At 69.1% G+C, this 15,721-nt stretch carries 20 protein-coding genes; 10 read left to right on the top strand and 10 right to left on the bottom strand.

The features are described from left to right. Positions 1-17: 17 nt before the first annotated feature. Complete coding sequence (locus LZ686_RS08350) at positions 18-392, top strand: response regulator (protein WP_046000779.1); 375 nt, start codon at positions 18-20, stop codon at positions 390-392. Positions 393-403: 11 nt separating this feature from the next. Here LZ686_RS08350 and LZ686_RS08355 read toward each other — a convergent pair whose 3' ends face one another. The 3 genes from LZ686_RS08355 to LZ686_RS08365 all read right to left on the bottom strand — a co-directional run bounded on the left by LZ686_RS08355 (position 404) and on the right by LZ686_RS08365 (position 3,168). Beyond that, positions 404-619 (bottom strand): hypothetical protein, encoded by a 216-nt coding sequence (locus LZ686_RS08355; protein ID WP_347917846.1) that lies wholly within the window; start codon positions 617-619, stop codon positions 404-406. Between the two features lie 173 nt (positions 620-792). Beyond that, positions 793-1,014 carry a hypothetical protein gene (locus LZ686_RS08360; protein WP_127897766.1) on the bottom strand — a complete coding sequence of 74 codons (222 nt, stop codon included), beginning with the start codon at positions 1,012-1,014 and terminating at the stop codon, positions 793-795. Positions 1,015-1,512: 498 nt separating this feature from the next. Then, entirely contained in the window at positions 1,513-3,168 is a 1,656-nt protein-coding gene (locus LZ686_RS08365; protein ID WP_349547483.1) for an electron transfer flavoprotein-ubiquinone oxidoreductase, read from the bottom strand. Positions 3,169-3,413: 245 nt separating this feature from the next. Here LZ686_RS08365 and greA point away from each other — a divergent pair, with 245 nt between their 5' ends. Further along, positions 3,414-3,884, top strand: a complete 471-nt coding sequence (greA, locus tag LZ686_RS08370) for a transcription elongation factor GreA (RefSeq protein ID WP_046000775.1) — start codon at positions 3,414-3,416, stop codon at positions 3,882-3,884. A gap of 4 nt (positions 3,885-3,888) precedes the next feature. Then, positions 3,889-4,818 (top strand): hypothetical protein, encoded by a 930-nt coding sequence (locus LZ686_RS08375; protein WP_349547484.1) that lies wholly within the window; start codon positions 3,889-3,891, stop codon positions 4,816-4,818. Here the strand turns inward: LZ686_RS08375 and LZ686_RS08380 are convergent. Continuing rightward, positions 4,815-5,291, bottom strand: a complete 477-nt coding sequence (locus LZ686_RS08380; RefSeq protein ID WP_052714859.1) for a GNAT family N-acetyltransferase — start codon at positions 5,289-5,291, stop codon at positions 4,815-4,817. The genes LZ686_RS08375 and LZ686_RS08380 overlap by 4 nt on opposite strands. 70 nt (positions 5,292-5,361) lie before the next feature. Between LZ686_RS08380 and LZ686_RS08385 the strand changes: the two genes are divergently transcribed. Continuing rightward, entirely contained in the window at positions 5,362-6,159 is a 798-nt protein-coding gene (locus tag LZ686_RS08385) for an AzlC family ABC transporter permease (RefSeq protein ID WP_084693827.1), read from the top strand. After that, a complete protein-coding gene (locus LZ686_RS08390) occupies positions 6,140-6,466 on the top strand; it encodes an AzlD domain-containing protein (RefSeq protein WP_349547485.1) in 327 nt (108 codons plus the stop codon). The genes LZ686_RS08385 and LZ686_RS08390 overlap by 20 nt, the downstream gene beginning before the upstream one ends. Here LZ686_RS08390 and LZ686_RS08395 read toward each other — a convergent pair. The 4 genes from LZ686_RS08395 to LZ686_RS08410 are packed head-to-tail and all read right to left on the bottom strand — an operon-like array spanning position 6,454 to position 10,013. Further along, the gene (locus tag LZ686_RS08395; RefSeq protein ID WP_046000772.1) at positions 6,454-7,077 is read right to left on the bottom strand and encodes a hypothetical protein; all 624 of its coding nucleotides are present in this window, start codon (positions 7,075-7,077) and stop codon (positions 6,454-6,456) included. The two genes, LZ686_RS08390 and LZ686_RS08395, sit on opposite strands and share 13 nt — an antisense overlap. A 16-nt stretch (positions 7,078-7,093) precedes the next feature. Further along, positions 7,094-7,246 carry an aa3-type cytochrome c oxidase subunit IV gene (locus tag LZ686_RS08400; RefSeq protein ID WP_064503561.1) on the bottom strand — a complete coding sequence of 51 codons (153 nt, stop codon included), beginning with the start codon at positions 7,244-7,246 and terminating at the stop codon, positions 7,094-7,096. A 53-nt stretch (positions 7,247-7,299) separates the two neighbouring features. Then, positions 7,300-8,316 (bottom strand): MBL fold metallo-hydrolase, encoded by a 1,017-nt coding sequence (locus LZ686_RS08405; RefSeq protein ID WP_502921992.1) that lies wholly within the window; start codon positions 8,314-8,316, stop codon positions 7,300-7,302. Further along, complete coding sequence (locus tag LZ686_RS08410) at positions 8,316-10,013, bottom strand: acyl-CoA dehydrogenase family protein (protein WP_148911248.1); 1,698 nt, start codon at positions 10,011-10,013, stop codon at positions 8,316-8,318. Before LZ686_RS08410 ends, LZ686_RS08405 begins: the two co-directional genes overlap by 1 nt. Before the next feature lie 111 nt (positions 10,014-10,124). Here LZ686_RS08410 and LZ686_RS08415 point away from each other — a divergent pair, with 111 nt between their 5' ends. Beyond that, positions 10,125-11,072: an L-threonylcarbamoyladenylate synthase gene (locus LZ686_RS08415; protein WP_349547487.1), complete on the top strand. Its 948-nt coding sequence runs from the start codon at positions 10,125-10,127 to the stop codon at positions 11,070-11,072. Between the two features lie 77 nt (positions 11,073-11,149). On the opposite strand, the gene LZ686_RS08420 is transcribed toward LZ686_RS08415, so the two are convergent. Beyond that, entirely contained in the window at positions 11,150-12,577 is a 1,428-nt protein-coding gene (locus LZ686_RS08420; RefSeq protein ID WP_349547488.1) for a Glu/Leu/Phe/Val family dehydrogenase, read from the bottom strand. A 230-nt stretch (positions 12,578-12,807) separates the two neighbouring features. On the opposite strand from LZ686_RS08420, the gene LZ686_RS08425 reads away from it, so the two are divergent. From LZ686_RS08425 to LZ686_RS08440, 4 genes are all read left to right on the top strand, one after another. Further along, positions 12,808-13,446, top strand: coding sequence for a TetR/AcrR family transcriptional regulator (locus LZ686_RS08425; protein ID WP_052714858.1), 639 nt, complete (start codon positions 12,808-12,810; stop codon positions 13,444-13,446). A gap of 138 nt (positions 13,447-13,584) precedes the next feature. Next, a complete protein-coding gene (locus tag LZ686_RS08430) occupies positions 13,585-14,100 on the top strand; it encodes a hypothetical protein (RefSeq protein ID WP_349547489.1) in 516 nt (171 codons plus the stop codon). Positions 14,101-14,105: 5 nt separating this feature from the next. Then, positions 14,106-14,387 (top strand): I78 family peptidase inhibitor, encoded by a 282-nt coding sequence (locus LZ686_RS08435; protein ID WP_045983098.1) that lies wholly within the window; start codon positions 14,106-14,108, stop codon positions 14,385-14,387. 46 nt (positions 14,388-14,433) lie between these two features. Further along, a complete protein-coding gene (locus LZ686_RS08440; protein WP_252930032.1) occupies positions 14,434-14,760 on the top strand; it encodes a DUF2794 domain-containing protein in 327 nt (108 codons plus the stop codon). On the opposite strand, the gene LZ686_RS08445 is transcribed toward LZ686_RS08440, so the two are convergent. Next, a partial coding sequence (locus LZ686_RS08445) for an ATP-dependent helicase C-terminal domain-containing protein (RefSeq protein ID WP_349547490.1) occupies positions 14,757-15,721 on the bottom strand: 965 nt, incomplete at its 5' end. The two genes, LZ686_RS08440 and LZ686_RS08445, sit on opposite strands and share 4 nt — an antisense overlap.

Raw genomic sequence — 15,721 nt, forward strand, 5'->3', positions numbered from 1 at the left:
TCCCCGGAAGAACCATCATGTCCCAGCCCCGCAACGCCGTCCTTGTCGTCGAGGACGAAATCCTGATCCGGATGGAAGCCGTCGACATGATGCACGACGCGGGCTTTCGGACCTACGAGGCCAAGTCGGCCGACGCCGCGCTGGCCACGCTGAACGGCACCTCCGACATCGCCATCCTGTTCACCGATGTCGAGATGCCCGGATCGATGAACGGCCTGAAGCTGGCCGCCCATGTCAGCGCCACCTGGCCCGACATCCGCATCATCGTCGCGTCGGGGATCCTGGGCGTCAGGGACGCCGACCTGCCGCCCGGTGCGCGGTTCTTCCCAAAGCCCTATCCCACGGACCAGATCATCGACGCCCTGCACCAGATGACCGGCGATCCGGCTTGACGCCCTGCGCGCTACCGGGACGGCGTGTTCGACAGCGCTGCCTCGCGGGCCGCGATGATCTGATCGCGCGTCTCGCGGACATGGACGATCTGCTGGGACCCCTGCCGATGCAGGCCAAGGATGGTCGCCCCCTCGGGTCCGTTCTCGATGGTGAACCGGGTGTCGGCCTCGAAACTGAGAACGACCGGGTGGTGCCCCGGCATTCCCGTCAGCGTCATACGGGGCATAACTTGCCACCTCCTGCGCGATGCTTTGATCCGCAGAGTTGGATACCGAATGCCACCTTCCATCAAGTGATTTCGAAGGCATAGCGTACCCAGGTCGGACACCGTCCAGGCACCGACGCCGCCTGCCCTGCATCGCAGACGGCCCCGCCTCGAGTGATCGCGACCCCACCGGCCTATGCGGTCGAGCGGCGATCCTGACGCGGCCCGGCCGGGGTCCGCGCCCTGTCGTCGCGTGCGTCGCGGTGGCCAGCGACCTTGGCGCTGCGCGTCGCACCGTCCAGCGCGCGGACCATGGCGACCTGCATGTCCAGCTTGTCGCGCAGGTCGCGATAGACCGCATTGTGGGAATAAGCCGTCAGCGCCGTGTCGATGATCTCCCAGTCCTTGTCGGACATGGACAGCCGAAACGTCGTTTCCGTCGGAACACCTTGCATACTCGATACCTCGAACAACTACACGATGTGTGTACCCCCGTTTGTCCATTTTGCGCACTTGGCTATTTGTACAGCCATCTGCCGGGACAGCGGTCGCGGCGCCCGCGCCTACGACAATCCGCCGACCGGGTGAGTTTGGTCTGGCCAAATGACAGAACCGTATGGTTCAATACACGCTCTGCGTGCATTCCTGACCAAGAGGAGCATGTCATGACGATCATCGACCCCCAGATCTGCGCCATCCTGCAAAAGATGGTCAGACCTGCGAGGATGCGCAGACCCGGTCCCGTGCCCGAAAGATCGCCTGGGACCGCGAGCTGAGGGGCGCCCCTGATCCAAGGGCCGGAACCTGCCGCAGCGGCTAGACGGGCCGTGCCGCCCCGCCACGGGGCGCAAGGCTGCAAGCCATCTGCAGGTTGGGGCAAGGAACCCGCCCCGACCTGCCTTATCGGACCACGGTCACATGTTGGGATAGTTCGGCCCGTCTCCGCCCTGCGGGGTGGTCCAGACGATGTTCTGGCTGGGATCCTTGATGTCGCAGGTCTTGCAGTGGACGCAGTTCTGGAAGTTGATGACGAAGCGCGGGCCCGACGCATCCTCCACGACCTCATAGACCCCCGCCGGGCAGTAGCGCTGCGCGGGTTCGGCATATTCGGGCAGGTTCACGGCGATGGGCACGGAAGGATCGCGCAGCTTCAGGTGGCAGGGCTGGCTTTCCTCGTGGTTTGTAAAGGAAAACGCCACGTTGGTCAGCCGGTCGAAGGACAGCTTGCCGTCCGGGCGCGGATAGTCGATCGGCTTGTGATCGCGCGCCTTGCCAGTGGCGGCGGCGTCCGACTTGCCGTGGCTCCAGGTGCCCAGGGGGTTCCAGCCGGTCAGGTTGGCGGTCCACATGTCCACCGCACCCAGCATCAGGCTGGCCGACAGGCCAAGGCGCGACCAGATCGGCTTGACGTTGCGCACGCGCTTCAGGTCGGCACCGATGGCACCGCCGCGCACCGCGCCGTCGTAATCGGTCAGCCGGTCGCCCTCGCGCCCCGCCTTGATCGCGGCGGCGGCGGCATCGGCGGCCTCGATCCCCGAGATCATCGCGTTGTGGTTACCCTTGATGCGCGGCACGTTGACCATGCCCGCCGAACAGCCCAGCAGCACGCCGCCGTCGAAGGACAGCTGCGGCAGCGACTGCCAGCCGCCCTCGGTGATGGCACGGGCGCCATAGCTGATGCGCTTGGCCCCCTCCAAGAGGTCCGCGACCATCGGATGGTGCTTGAAGCGCTGGAACTCCATGTAGGGATACAGGTACGGATTGGCATAGTTCAGGTGGACCACGAAGCCGACCAGAACCTGGTTGTTCTCGAGGTGATAAATGAAGCTGCCGCCGCCGGCATTCTTGCCCAGGGGCCAGCCCATCGTGTGCACGACGCGACCCTTGTGGAACTTGTCAGGGGAGACCTCCCAGATCTCCTTCATGCCCAGGCCGAACTTCTGCGGATCGCCATAGGCCGACAGGTTCAGCCGCGCGTCGATCTGCTTGGCCAGGCTGCCGCGCACGCCTTCGGCGATGAAGACGTACTTGCCGTGCAGCTCCATCCCCGGCTCGTATCCGTCGCCGATGCTGCCGTCGGGTTCGCGACCGAACTCTCCGGCGACGACACCCTTCACGCGATCCCCGTCCCAGACCACCTGGCTGGCGGCCATGCCGGGGAAGATCTCGACCCCAAGGGCCTCGGCCTGTTCGGCCAGCCAGCGGCAGACATTGCCCATGCTGACGATGTAGTTGCCGTGGTTCGACATCAGCGGCGGCATCGGCCAGTTCGGCACGCGGACCTGCCCCGCCTCGCCCAGGACATAGAAGTTGTCGTCGGTCACCTCGGTGGTGACCGGGGCGCCCTTGTCGCGCCAGTCGGGGATCAGCCGGTCCAGCCCGCAGGGGTCCAGAACGGCACCCGACAGGATGTGGGCGCCCACCTCCGAGCCCTTTTCCAGGACCACGACGGACAGTTCGGCGTCGATCTGCTTCAGCCGGATCGCGGCCGACAGGCCCGCCGGCCCCGCGCCCACGATCACGACGTCGTATTCCATCGATTCGCGAACGATCTCGGTCTGGTCTGTCATGTGCTGGGGCCCCCTCCGTGGCAATCTGGCTGCCAAACAGATAGCGACCCCGGCGGGCGGGGGCAATCGTGACGCGGCGGTTGGCCGCGTGCGATTGCGTGATTCGGGCCATGCAGGCTTGCATTGAGCGTCATTTTGGTGACCATGTCCCCGATCAGCTTCCGCGCCCCTGCCATTCCGCAATGGCAGGGGCGTTGGTTTGGCACCCGCAGGACAAACGCATCCCAACAAGGACCAGGGCAGCGATGGAAAAGATACCGATGACCCCCACCGGCGCGGCAGCGCTGGAACGCGAACTGGGGCAGCTGAAATCCAAGGAACGTCCCGCCATCATCCGCGCCATCGCCGAGGCGCGCGAACATGGCGACCTGTCGGAGAACGCCGAATACCACGCCGCCCGCGAAAAGCAGGGCTTCGTCGAGGGGCGCATCAAGGAGCTGGAGAGCCTGCTGTCGCGCGCCGAGGTCATCGACCCCGCGAAACTGTCGGGCAGCATCAAGTTCGGCGCCCGCGTCAAGCTGATCGACGAGGACACCGAGGAAGAGCGCAACTATCAGATCGTGGGCGAGGCCGAGGCCGACATCGAGCGCGGGCTGCTGAACATCCGCTCTCCGCTGGCGCGCGCGCTGATCGGCAAGGACGAGGGCGACAGCGTCGAGGTGACCACCCCCGGCGGCCAGCGCAGCTATGAAATCGTCGAGATCCGGTACGGATGACGCCATGTCCCTGATTGCACGCATCGCCAGCCTGGCCAACCGCGACCGCCTGACCACGGTCGGCTTTACCCTGACCGGCGTCTGGCTGTTCCTGGTCGCGCTGTTCTGGCTGCTTGGGCCCGCGGGTACCGATGGCGGCCCATCGGGCGTGGCGCGCCTCGTCTCGATCATGGGGACGGTCCTGCCGCTGGCGCTGATCTGGCTGGGCGTGTCGCTGGCCCGCCAGCTGGCCATCCTGCGCGCCGAGGCCGAGGATCTGCGCGACCGCCTGACGCATCTGCGCGGCGAGGCAGCCCCGGTGGACGACCTGCCGCCGCCCGCCCCCCGCGCCGCAGCCGCCCCCGCCGCAGCCCCCGCCGAACCGCAGCCGGCCGCCGCGCCGCGCCCCGCCGCCCCGCTGCCCAAGCCCCGCCAGACCGCCGATCAGCGCCAGGCCGCCCTGCGGTTCGAGGCCCAGGGCGCCCCGGTGGACGCCACGACCCTGATCCGGGCGCTGAACTTTCCCGACGGTCCCGACGATGTCGACGCGATCGACGCCCTGCGTCACGCGCTGAAGGATCCCGCGCATTCCAAGGTGCTGCGCGCCGCGCAGGATGTCGTGACGCTGATGGCGGGCCAGGATGTCTACATGGACGACCTGCCGCCGGAGATGGCCCGACCCGACGTCTGGCGCCGCTATGCCGCCGGTGAACGCGGCAGCGCCGTCGCGGCCCTGGGCGGCATCCACCACCAGCCCGCGCTGGAGATCGCCTCCACCATGCTGCGCGAGGACGAGATCTTTCGCGACACCGCGCATCACTTCCTGCGCCATTTCGACGGGCTGACGGCCCGCCTGGTACCGGAACTGGACGACCTGCAGATCGCCGTGCTGGCCGACAGCCGGTCGTCGCGCGCCTTCATGCTGCTGGGCCGCGTGTCGGGCGTCTTCGGCTAGACGCTCAGGTGCAGCAGATGGACCTGCCCCCACCAGGGCAGGCCATAGCGGCCCCGCCCCCGGTCCGAAAACCCCACCCTGTCGTAGAAGGCCAGCGCGCCCCGGTTGCGGGCGCGCACCTCGGCCCGCAGGCCGGGGCGGCCGTCGCGGGCCGCGACCAGTGCCCCCGCCTCGATCAACGCGCGCCCCGTGCCCTGCCGGGTGTCGGTGACGGCAAGCCCGTCGATGACCAGATCGCCCGTGGGCGGCGCCGCGCGGAACAGCCAGCCTGACAGCCCCGCGCCGCCCTGCGCGAACCCGCCGGCACCATCGCGCAGACCCATCACCCCGCAGACCGCCCCGGATGCATCCACCGCCACCACGCCATGCCCGGCGCGGACCCGCGCAGGCCAGCGTCCGCGCCCGAAATGCGCGCGCCACAGCGCCGCCGCGGCGGGCAGCAGGCTGTCGGGGATCGGGTGCAGGATCTGCATCGGCTGGCCTTGTCTTGCCTTGCGTGTCGTGCAAGCAAGGTGCCGCGAAACGCAGGAAGACGAAAGCGCCATGTCCCCCGCCCCCGAACCCAGGCCCTCGGCCCGGCAAGCCGCCGCCGATCAGGCGGCAATCCGCGTATTGGCCCGGACGCCGGCCGCCGCGTTCCGCCACGGCATCGTCCAGTCGCTGCCCTTCCTGGTGGTGATCGTGCCCTTTGCGGTGCTGTTCGGCGTGGTCGCGACCGAGGCCGGGCTGAACCTGGCGCAGGTCATGGGGTTTTCGGTGCTGGTCCTGGCGGGCGCGTCGCAGTTCACGGCGGTGCAGCTGCTGACCGACAACGCGCCGGCGCTGATCGTGATCCTGTCCGGGCTGGCGGTGAACCTGCGCATGGCGATGTATTCGGCGTCCCTGCTGCCGTGGCTGCGGGACGCGACGCCCGGCCACAAGGCCTGGGTCGCCTATGCGCTGATCGACCAAAGCTATGCGCTGTCGATCCAGCATTACGAACAGTATCCGCGCCTGACCATCGCGCAGCGGCTGGCCTATTTCGGCGGCACCGCGCTGGTTCTGTGCGTGCCGTGGATGATCGCCACCTGGGCGGGCGCCACCGTGGGCCAGGCCATCCCCGAGGGGATCGCGCTGGATTTCGCGATGCCCATCACCTTCCTGGCGATGATCGCGCCGATGCTGCGCACGCCTGCGCATCTGGCCGCCTGCTTTGTCGCGATCGTCGCGGCGCTGGCGCTGGCAGGGCTGCCGTCGGGGCTGGGCCTGCTGATCGCCGCGCCCCTGGGCATGGCCACCGGCGCCCTGGTCGAGATCCGCACCGAACGCAAGGAGGCGCGCGATGCAGGCGTCCGCGACTGAGATCTGGGTCATCATCGCGGTGCTGGGCGTCGGCACCTACCTGATCCGCTGGTCGTTCCTAGGCGCGTTGGGCGACCGCGACCTGCCGAACTGGATGCTGCGGATGCTGCGCTATACACCGGTGGCGGTGCTGCCCGCGCTGGTCGCGCCGCTGGTCGTCTGGCCCGCCGCGACCGGCGGCAACGCCGATCCGGCCCGAATGGCCGCCGCCGCCGCGACCGTGGCGGTGGGCGTGCTGACCCGTAACGTGATGCTGGCCATCCTGGCCGGGGGGGTCACGCTGGCGGGCCTGCTTTACCTTCTGTAACCGCCGATCGTCCCGTCCTTCTGGCGCAGCAGGACGTCGTGGTTGTTGGCCGGGTCGCCGTCATAATGACGCTTGGACACCACGCCCGGCTGGCGCAGGAACCATTCGCGCAGCTTCAGCGGAGAGAACCCCCGCGGCACCGTCTCGAACCCCGGCACGCCGGACAGGACGTTGCCCGATTCGATCGCGCAAAAGCTCTTGTTGGCAGAACCGTTGGCCTCGGCCCGGCGGATCGCCAGGTCGGCCACCTCGCGCGGAACCAGGATCGTGTCCTCGGCCACCCAATAGGTCTCGCGCGCGTGGTAATCGATGTAGAAGTTCTTGAAGTTGTCGGTGATGCCGTAAAGCACGTCGCGCCGTTCGGGAATGCGCGGATGGCTCCAGCTGCCGGCGGGATCATAGATCACGCGCTGGCTGCCGTTGAACATCAGCGCCGAATGGCCACCCTCGCCGCGCGGGATGCCGATCACCGTGAAGAGCGTGATCGAGGTCGGCGTGGCGGACACATAGCGCGCGTCGCGCACGGCTTCGTCGCTGGCCCAGATGTTGTCGGCCCCGCAGGCGGTCAGCACGACCGGCAGCGTGGCCGCCAGGAAGACGCGTCGCTTCATGTCCCCGCCCGTCCGATCAGGCGTTCGTCAGGGCCATGAAGACCAGGACCGCCAGCGATCCGACGATGACCCAGGTGGATCCGCGGATGAAGCCCGCGAAGGTCTTCTTGTGGTCGGTCAGGTCCATCGTTCCCTGGGTCGCTTCGGGTTTGTTGTCGTAGTCGGCCATCACTGCCCCATCGGTTTGCGTTCATCCTGCGATAGCGGAAAGCGGCGCAGCTGTCACGCCCCCCACAGCACCGCACCCTGCGTTTCGCCCACAGGCCGGATGCGCCCGGCGCGGTGCAGGTGGTTCACATGGGCCACGGCCTCGACCATGGCCAGGCCGTACTCGGCCTCGCCGATGCGGCGGCGGAACAGGATGTCGAAACACCCGACCGCGGTGCGCGGGCCGTCCGCCAGGGCCTGCGCCAGCCGGTCCAGCCCGGCGCGGTGGTTCTGGATCAGCTGTTCCAGCCGGAAGGGCAGCCCGGTGAAGGGCAGCTTGTGTCCCGGAAGCACCAGCTGGTCGGCCAGCGCCAGCGCCGCCAGCCGGGTGCAGCTTTCCAGCCACTCGCCCACCGGGTCGGCCTCGGGCTCGGTCGGATAGACCCCCAGGTTCGGAGAGATCGACGGCAGCAGCTGGTCACCGCCGATGACCAGATCGCAGTCCTGCGACCACAGCGTCGCGTGGCAGGGCGCATGGCCATGCCCCATCGCCACCCGCCAGCGCCTTCCGCCGAAGGTCACCGTGTCGCCCTCGACCAGGCGGGTGAAGCCTAAAGGCAGCGGGTGGACCACGTCGGCAAAGTTGAAGGGCCGGTCGCTGGCGCGCCGGTCCAGCATCTCGGCCGCCATCCCGGCCCGTCGCCAAAACGCCAGCGCCTGCGGGCTGGCACGGTCCTGCACGTCCAGGACCAGCATCCGCGCCATCAGCCATGCGGTGCGGCTGATCCACAGGTCGGCGCCCCGCTCCATGAACCAGCCGGCCAGCCCGATATGGTCGGGATGGTGATGCGTGCCGATCACCCGCACGACCGGCCGCCCCTGCAGCGGTCCGTCCAGCAGCACCTGCCAGATCTCGCGCGTGCGCGCCGTGTCGAAGCCGGTATCGACCACCGTCCAGCCGTCGGGATCGTCAAACGCATAGACGTTGACGTGGTCCAGCTTCATCGGCAGCGGCAGGCGCATCCACAAGACGCCCGGGGCGACGGTGATGGCCTGCCCCTCGGCGGGCGGGATGTCGTGCGGCGTGCGGATCACGCCGCGAAGTCGCCCGCCAGCGCGGCATCGCTCAGCGCGGTCAGGTCGCCCTGGCCCGCCTGCGCCTCGGCCAGGTCGCCGGTGAACCGCGGCAGGACGCGCGCCATGAAGACCCGCGCCAGCGCCAGATGCGCCGGTCCGCCCTTCAGCGCCGCGCGCAGGTGGTAATGCCCGCCCAGCACCCGCGCAAAGGCGGTCAGATAGGCGACCGCGCCCGCGAAACGGTCGGCCATGTCACGCTCCAGCAGGGCCTGGGTCGCCTCGCGCAGCGTCTCGGCGGCCTGCCACAACTGGTGGGCCAGCTCGGGATGCGCGGACTGCGCGGCCTTGGCCCCGTCCAGCACCTCGTCCAGCAGGCGCATCGCGGCCTCTCCGCCGTCCGACAGCTTGCGTCCGACCAGATCCATCGCCTGGATGCCGTTCGTGCCCTCGTAGATCGAGGTGATGCGCACGTCGCGCAGATACTGCGCGGCGCCCGTCTCCTCGACATAGCCCATGCCGCCATGCACCTGCACGCCCATGTCGGCCACGCGGATGCCCACGTCGGTGCCATAGGCCTTGGCGATCGGCGTCAGGAAGGCCGCGCGGGCGGCCTGATCGGCATCCCCCGTGGCGCGGGCCATGTCGATGGCGGTGGCGCAGGCCAGGCCGATGGCGCGGGCGGCAAAGACCTCGGCCTGCGCGGTGGCCAGCATCCGGCGCACATCGGGATGGCCGATGATCGGCCCCATCTGGTTGCGGTCCACCGCATAGGCCACGGCCTTCTGCAGCGCGGCCTCGGCCACGCCCACGCCCTGCATGCCGACGCCAAGGCGGGCCACGTTCATCATCGTGAACATCGCCGCCATGCCCTTGTTCTCCTCGCCGACCAGCCAGCCGGTGGCGCCGTCATAGGACATGACGCAGGTCGGGCTGCCGTGGATGCCCAGCTTGTGCTCCAGGCTGACCACCTTGAGGCTGTTGGCGACGCCCGGGTCGCCCTGATCGTCGGGGATCAGCTTGGGGACCATGAACAGGCTGATGCCGCGCGTCCCCTTGGGCGCGCCCGGCAGACGCGCCAGCACCAGGTGGCAGACGTTCGACGTGACGTCGCTGTCGCCCCAGGTGATGTAGATCTTCTGCCCGCTGATCCGATAGGTGCCGTCGCCCGCCGGTTCCGCCCGGGTGGTCAGCGCGCCCACGTCGCTGCCCGCGCCCGGTTCGGTCAGGTTCATCGTGCCCGACCATTCGCCGCTGATCAGCTTGGGCAGATAGCGCGCCTTCAGATCGTCGCTGGCGTGATGCTCCAGCGCCTCGATCTGGCCCTGGGTCAGCAGCGGGTTCAGCTGCAGGGACAGGCAGGCGCCCGACATCATCTCGGCCACGGCCATGTTCAGGGCCTGCGGCAGGCCCATGCCGCCGTATTCCGGATCGGCCGACACGCCGACCCAGCCCCCCTCCGCAATCGCCCGGAACCCGTCGGCAAAGCCGGGCGAGGATCGCACCACGCCGTTCTCCAGCCGCGCGGGGGTCTGGTCGCTGCCCCGGTTCAGCGGCGCCAGAACGTTCTGGGCCAGCTTGCCGGCCTCGGACAGGATGGCGGTCGCGGTCTCGGCCGTGGCCTCGGCAAAGCGGTCGGTCCGGGCCAGGTCGGCGAAGGGGACGACATGGGTCAGGATGAAGTCGATCTGGGCTGTCGGGGCCTTGTAGGTCATCGGGTTCTCCTCCTGGCGCCTTGGCATCGGGCCGCGGCGCGTCTATCAACGGGCGCTGGCGGCATCTTGTGCCGCCGTCCTTTCAGGCTCAACCGAAACCCCGCGTCACGAATGCAGACCCTGCGACTGATCCCCGACCCTGCCGGCCTGGCCCAGGCCGCCCGCCTGCTGGCCCAGGGCCGCTGCGTGGCGATCCCGACCGAGACGGTCTACGGCCTGGCTGCCGACGCGCGCGACGGGGCGGCGGTGGCCGGCATCTATCAGGCCAAGGGGCGGCCCAGCTTCAACCCGCTGATCGTGCATGTGGCGGACCTGTCCGCGGCGCAGGCCATCGCCGACCTGCCGCCGCAGGCGCTGACCCTGGCGCGGGCCTTCTGGCCGGGCGCGCTGACGCTGGTGGTGCCGCTGCGCGCCGATGCGGGCATCGCGGGGCTGGTCACGGCGGGGCTGACCACGATCGGCATCCGCGTTCCTGCCCATCCCGTGGCGCAGGCGCTGCTGCGCGCGTCCGGCGCGCCGCTGGCCGCACCGTCGGCCAATGCCTCGGGGCGGATCAGCCCGACCACCGCAGATCATGTGCTGCACCCGGACGGGGGCCTCGACGGGCGCATCGCCGCGGTACTGGATGGCGGTGCCTGCCCGGTCGGCGTGGAATCGACGATCATCGGCTGGCAGGACGGTCGCCCCATGCTGCTGCGTCCCGGCGGCATCCCTGCCGAGGCGATCGCCGCGGCCCTGGGTGAACCCCTGACCGCCCATCACGCCGACCCTTCGGCCCCGAACGCGCCCGGACAGCTGTCCAGCCATTACGCGCCGCAATCGGCGCTGCGCCTGAACGCAGCCCCTGCCCCCGAAGAGACGCATCTGTCCTTCGGCGTCCCCGGCCCGTTCAGCCTGTCGGAGACGGGCGACCTGACCCAGGCCGCCGCGCGCCTCTTCGACCTGCTGCGCCGTGCCGATGCCCTGGGCCGCCCGATCTCGGTCGCGCCGATCCCGGACCACGGGCTGGGCCAAGCGATCAACGACCGCCTGCGCCGCGCCGCCGCCCCCCGCCCCTGATTTCTCCTTTGCCGGAAATACCCCGGGGGGAGTCCGCAGGACGGGGGGGCAGCGCCCCCCCTGACGCGCGGTCCTCCTCAAAGCCCCAAGGAGTTGTAGACGTTCGAGATCCGGCGGATCGCCACCACATAGGCCGCGGTGCGCATGTCCTGGACCTTGGGATTGCTGATCCAGACCTCCTTCATCTTCTTGAAGCTCTCGCGCATCGTGTCATCCAGGCCGGACCGCACCAGCTCCAGCTCGTCCGCGCCGGTCAGGAACGCCTCCTTGAAGCCCTTGGACAGGGTCCAGTTCAGGCCGGTATCGGCCGACAGACGCTCCAGCTCCTCGACGATCATGCGGGCGCGGGCCTCCTCGTGGCGGCGCTCCAGACGGCCCAGGCTGATCTGCGACAGGTTCTTGACCCATTCGAAATAGGACACGGTCACGCCGCCGGCGTTGGCATACATATCGGGGATGATGACGATCCCCTTGCGACGCAGGATCGCGTCGGCATCGGCGGTCACGGGGCCGTTCGCGGCCTCGATGATCAGCTTGCAGTTGATGCGTTCGGCGTTGTCGGCGTGGATCACGCTTTCCACCGCTGCCGGGATCAGGATGTCGCACTCCTGCTCCAGCATGGCCAAGCCGTTTTCGTGATAGTCGCCGCCGATGAAGCCCTTGACGCCACCAGTCGCACGGATGTGGCCGCGCAGCGCGTCGATGTTGATGCCCTGCGGGTTGGTGATGGCGCCGTCGCGCTCGATCACGCCGGTGATCAGGCACTTGTCCTCGACCGACAGGAACTGGGCGGCGTGATAGCCCACATTGCCCAGGCCCTGCACGATCACGCGCTTGCCGGCCAGCACGCCGGTCAGGCCTGCCTGCTTCATCACGTCGTCATGGCGGAAGAACTCGCGCAGCGCGTATTGCACGCCGCGGCCTGTCGCCTCGACCCGGCCGTCGATGCCGCCGGCGGTGCGCGGCTTGCCCGTGACGCAGGCCTTTGCGTTGATGTCGTCGGGGTGCAGCCGCTTGTAGGCGTCGGCCATCCACGCCATCTCGCGCTCTCCGGTGCCCATGTCAGGCGCGGGCACGTTCTGGGACGGAGAGATCAGGTTCCGGCGCGACAGCTCATAGGTGAAGCGGCGGGTGATCCGCTCCAGCTCATCCTCGTTCCAGGCGCGGGGGTCGATGCACAGACCGCCCTTGGACCCGCCGAAGGGCACCTCGACCAGCGCGCATTTGTAGGTCATCAGGGCTGCCAGCGCCTCGACCTCGTCCTGGTTCACGTCCAGTGAATAGCGGATGCCACCCTTGACCGGCTCCATGTGTTCGGAATGAACCGACCGGTAACCGGTGAAGGTGTGGATCTGGCCACGCAGCCGCACCCCGAACCGCACCGTATAGGTGGAATTGCAGACCCGGATCTTCTCCTCCAGCCCCGGCGCAAGGCTCATCAGGCCTGCGGCATGGGTGAACATGCGGTCCACTGAATCCCGGAACGACGTCGTGTTGACGGACATTGCTGCTTCCTCCTGGTGACGGCGCAAGGTCGATATGGCCGCACGCTAGGCCAATCCGCCCGGTGCCGCCACAGCGGATCGTCGCCGACGGCGCCATGTTTGCGATAAAAACCAGCAGCTTTTGCACGACGCGCAGCCCTGCCGGGGTTTTCCTTTTCACACCATTTATTATGCTGATAGGGAAACCGCCTCTCTATCCGCGGTGTTTGGATGGAAACCAAGGAAGAAGAATGAAGACCGATACCACCCATGCACCGGCCCCCGGCATCACGCGGGGCCGCAAGTTCGATCAGGTCCGTGACGGGGCTGCCGTCATCTTTCTGCGCGACGGCTATGCGGCCGCCAGCGTCGACGACATCGCCCGGTCCGCCCGGGTGTCCAAGGCGACGCTCTACAGCTATTTCCCCGACAAATCCCTGATGTTCCGCGAGGTGCTGCGCGCCACGATGGATAGCGCCTTCCGCCAGCAGCCCTTCGCGGCGGACCCTGCGTCCCAAGCCCGGACCGAGCTGCCGCGGGTATTGTCGGACCTGGCAACATGGGCGCTGTCGGAACCGCGGCTCAGCCTGCTGCGGGTGATGACCGCCGAATCGACGCGCTTTCCCGACGATGCGCGCGACTATGACGACGCCTTGGCCAACCGCGTCGCGGCCCCCCTGGCGCAGATCATCGACGGCTGGATCGCCGCGGGGCAGATCCGCGACCATGACAGCGGTCAATCCTCCCGCCAGCTGGTCGCGTTGATCACCGGGCAGGTCCAGCAGCCCGCCCTGCTGACCGGCACCACGCTGCCCGACGCGCAGGTCGCGCGGATCGCCCGCGACGCAGCGGCACTGTTCCTGTCGGCCTACGGCCTGCAGGCCGCCTGAGGGGGCGACGCGCCCAAGGGCTGTTGCATTCCTGCGATGATCGAAACGTGATCCATCACCCCGCTTCTCAAGGCCGGGGGTGCGGCCTATGCTGGCGGGAACAAGGTCCGGAAACAGGACCGGCAGGGGTGACAGGCGATGATCAGCAAGGACTGGACGATTCGGGCCGCGATGGCCGCCGGCATGGCGCTGGCCGTGCAGGGCTGCGCATCGTCGCCGAACCGCATGCCGCCCGCGGGCGGCTATGCGGGGCCTGCCTATGCGGCCCAGCCCGGTTATGCGCCCGCGCCCTATGCCGCCGCGCCCGCGCCCTATGCCGCCGCGCCCGCGCCCTATGCGGCACCCGCACCGGCCCCCTATCCGACGGCGCCCTATCCGGCCGCGGCCCCCTTCCCGGCGGCGCCCGTGGTGGCGGACCTGCCCGCTGCGACGACCGGCATCACCGGGGTGACCGAACGCAAGCCCGACCTGTGCAAGGCCAGCAGCTACGTCTCCAGCGTGGGCCAGCCCGGCAGCACGATCGCGACGCTCGGCCTGCCCGGCGCCTATCGCGTGGTCGAGTATCGCGGGATCGAACCCCAGGACTATGACCCCGACCGGCTCGTCTTCCGCCTGGATGCGACCGGCACCATCACCAAGATCGATTGCGGATGACCCCCATGCACAAGACCACGCTTGCCCTGATCCTTGCCGCGACGGCCCTTGCCGCCTGCGAACCCGCCTATGTCGAGCCGACCCCGCCCCCGGTCGTCGACGAATGCGGCGCAGCCGGCTATCAGGGCCTGATCGGCCAGCCCCGCACGGCCCTGTCGGCGATGAACTTCCCCCTGGGCACCCGCGTCATCGGCCCCGAGGACATGGTCACCGCCGATTTCCGCCCCGACCGGCTGAACATCGAATACGGCGTGAACGGACGCATCACCAAGGTCAGCTGCTTCTGACCCGTTTGGCGTTGCGCCGGCCGCGGCGGGCTGTCACCATTCCGACATGATGAACGCGATCCCGCCCGATGCCGACCGCGTGGTGTTCGACCGCAGGGAACTGAGCCTGATCCTGTCGACCTACGGCCGCTTCGTGGCCGCGGGTGAATGGCGCGATTACGGCATGTCCTTTCTGCGCGACGCGGCGGTGTTCAGCGTCTTTCGTCGTGCCGCCGAACACCCCCTTTACCGGATCGAAAAGCGTCCTCGGCTGCGTGCGGCCCAGGGCGCCTATGCCGTGATCGCGATGGACGGGCGCATCCTGAAACGCGGCCACGATCTGGCCCAGGTGCTGCGCGTGCTGGACGCCAAGCTGATCCGCCCCATCGACTAGGTGCCGCGCGGCTTGGCCCGCACCGTCGGATCGGCCGCGGTCGGGTCCTCGGGCCAGGGATGGCGCGGATAGCGGCCGCGCATGTCCTTTCTGACATCGGCATAGGAGCTGGCCCAGAACCCCGGCAGATCCATCGTCACCTGCACCGGCTTGCCGCCCGGCGACAGCAGTGTGATCCGCAGCGGCCGCCCACCCACCGCCGGATGGCGGGTGACGCCGAACAGCTCCTGCAGGCGCAACTCGATCGACGGGTCCGCGCCCCCGTAATCGATCGGCACGCGGCGACCCAGGGGGGTGGTGAACTGCCCCGGCGCCTCCTGGTCCAGCCGCTGCTGGCCTGCCCATCCGATCCGCGCCTTCAGCGGCTCGACCAGGTCCAGCCCGCGCAGATCGGCCAGAGTCCGCACCCGGCCCAGCCAAGGCAGCAGCCAGTCGCCATCCGACAGCAGGTCGGCATCCGCCACAGAGCCAAGGTCCGGCACCAGCGCGATCCGCGCCCGCAGACGCGCCGCGGCCGGGGTCCAGGGCAGCCCGTCCAGGCGCAATCCCTCCAACGCGGCCGCGGCCATCGCCTCGGCCGAGGCGTCGGGCCAGGGCCGGTCCGACAGTACCAGCGCGCCCAGCCGCTCCTGCAGGCGGGCGACGACGCGACCCTCGCGGCGCGACCATTCGCACAGGGCCTGCCGGCCGATCCGGTCGCCATGCAGCGCGCGCAGATCAGCCTCGTCCAGTCGCGCGGCCAGCCTGATGCGCGCCTCGCGCTGATCCCCGTCCAGATCCAACGCCACGATCATCCGTTGCACCGCCAGGCTGTCCTCCGACGCCAGCACCGCACCCTTGCCGCCCGACAGCACGAACCGCGCCTCGTCACCCTTGCGCCGCAGCCCGATCCGGTCGGGATAGGCCAGCGAGGCCACGCCGCCCGCCGACCGGGCCGCCAGGGGGGGTGCGGGGGGGACAT

Origin of the sequence: Paracoccus sp. NFXS7, assembly GCF_040148865.1 — a bacterium.
GTDB classification, from domain to species: Bacteria; Pseudomonadota; Alphaproteobacteria; order Rhodobacterales; family Rhodobacteraceae; genus Paracoccus; species Paracoccus marcusii.

Excerpts from the sequence above, each read along its gene's own strand:
- LZ686_RS08350 (WP_046000779.1), top strand. The coding sequence starts at position 18 with ATGTCCCAGCCCCGCAACGCCGTCCTTGTCGTCGAGGACGAAATCCTG.
- LZ686_RS08355 (WP_347917846.1), bottom strand. The coding sequence starts at position 619 with ATGCCCCGTATGACGCTGACGGGAATGCCGGGGCACCACCCGGTCGTT.
- LZ686_RS08360 (WP_127897766.1), bottom strand. The coding sequence starts at position 1,014 with ATGTCCGACAAGGACTGGGAGATCATCGACACGGCGCTGACGGCTTAT.
- LZ686_RS08365 (WP_349547483.1), bottom strand. The coding sequence starts at position 3,168 with ATGACAGACCAGACCGAGATCGTTCGCGAATCGATGGAATACGACGTC.
- greA (WP_046000775.1), top strand. The coding sequence starts at position 3,414 with ATGGAAAAGATACCGATGACCCCCACCGGCGCGGCAGCGCTGGAACGC.
- LZ686_RS08375 (WP_349547484.1), top strand. The coding sequence starts at position 3,889 with ATGTCCCTGATTGCACGCATCGCCAGCCTGGCCAACCGCGACCGCCTG.
- LZ686_RS08380 (WP_052714859.1), bottom strand. The coding sequence starts at position 5,291 with ATGCAGATCCTGCACCCGATCCCCGACAGCCTGCTGCCCGCCGCGGCG.
- LZ686_RS08385 (WP_084693827.1), top strand. The coding sequence starts at position 5,362 with ATGTCCCCCGCCCCCGAACCCAGGCCCTCGGCCCGGCAAGCCGCCGCC.
- LZ686_RS08390 (WP_349547485.1), top strand. The coding sequence starts at position 6,140 with ATGCAGGCGTCCGCGACTGAGATCTGGGTCATCATCGCGGTGCTGGGC.
- LZ686_RS08395 (WP_046000772.1), bottom strand. The coding sequence starts at position 7,077 with ATGAAGCGACGCGTCTTCCTGGCGGCCACGCTGCCGGTCGTGCTGACC.
- LZ686_RS08400 (WP_064503561.1), bottom strand. The coding sequence starts at position 7,246 with ATGGCCGACTACGACAACAAACCCGAAGCGACCCAGGGAACGATGGAC.
- LZ686_RS08410 (WP_148911248.1), bottom strand. The coding sequence starts at position 10,013 with ATGACCTACAAGGCCCCGACAGCCCAGATCGACTTCATCCTGACCCAT.
- LZ686_RS08415 (WP_349547487.1), top strand. The coding sequence starts at position 10,125 with ATGCAGACCCTGCGACTGATCCCCGACCCTGCCGGCCTGGCCCAGGCC.
- LZ686_RS08420 (WP_349547488.1), bottom strand. The coding sequence starts at position 12,577 with ATGTCCGTCAACACGACGTCGTTCCGGGATTCAGTGGACCGCATGTTC.
- LZ686_RS08425 (WP_052714858.1), top strand. The coding sequence starts at position 12,808 with ATGAAGACCGATACCACCCATGCACCGGCCCCCGGCATCACGCGGGGC.
- LZ686_RS08430 (WP_349547489.1), top strand. The coding sequence starts at position 13,585 with ATGATCAGCAAGGACTGGACGATTCGGGCCGCGATGGCCGCCGGCATG.
- LZ686_RS08435 (WP_045983098.1), top strand. The coding sequence starts at position 14,106 with ATGCACAAGACCACGCTTGCCCTGATCCTTGCCGCGACGGCCCTTGCC.
- LZ686_RS08440 (WP_252930032.1), top strand. The coding sequence starts at position 14,434 with ATGATGAACGCGATCCCGCCCGATGCCGACCGCGTGGTGTTCGACCGC.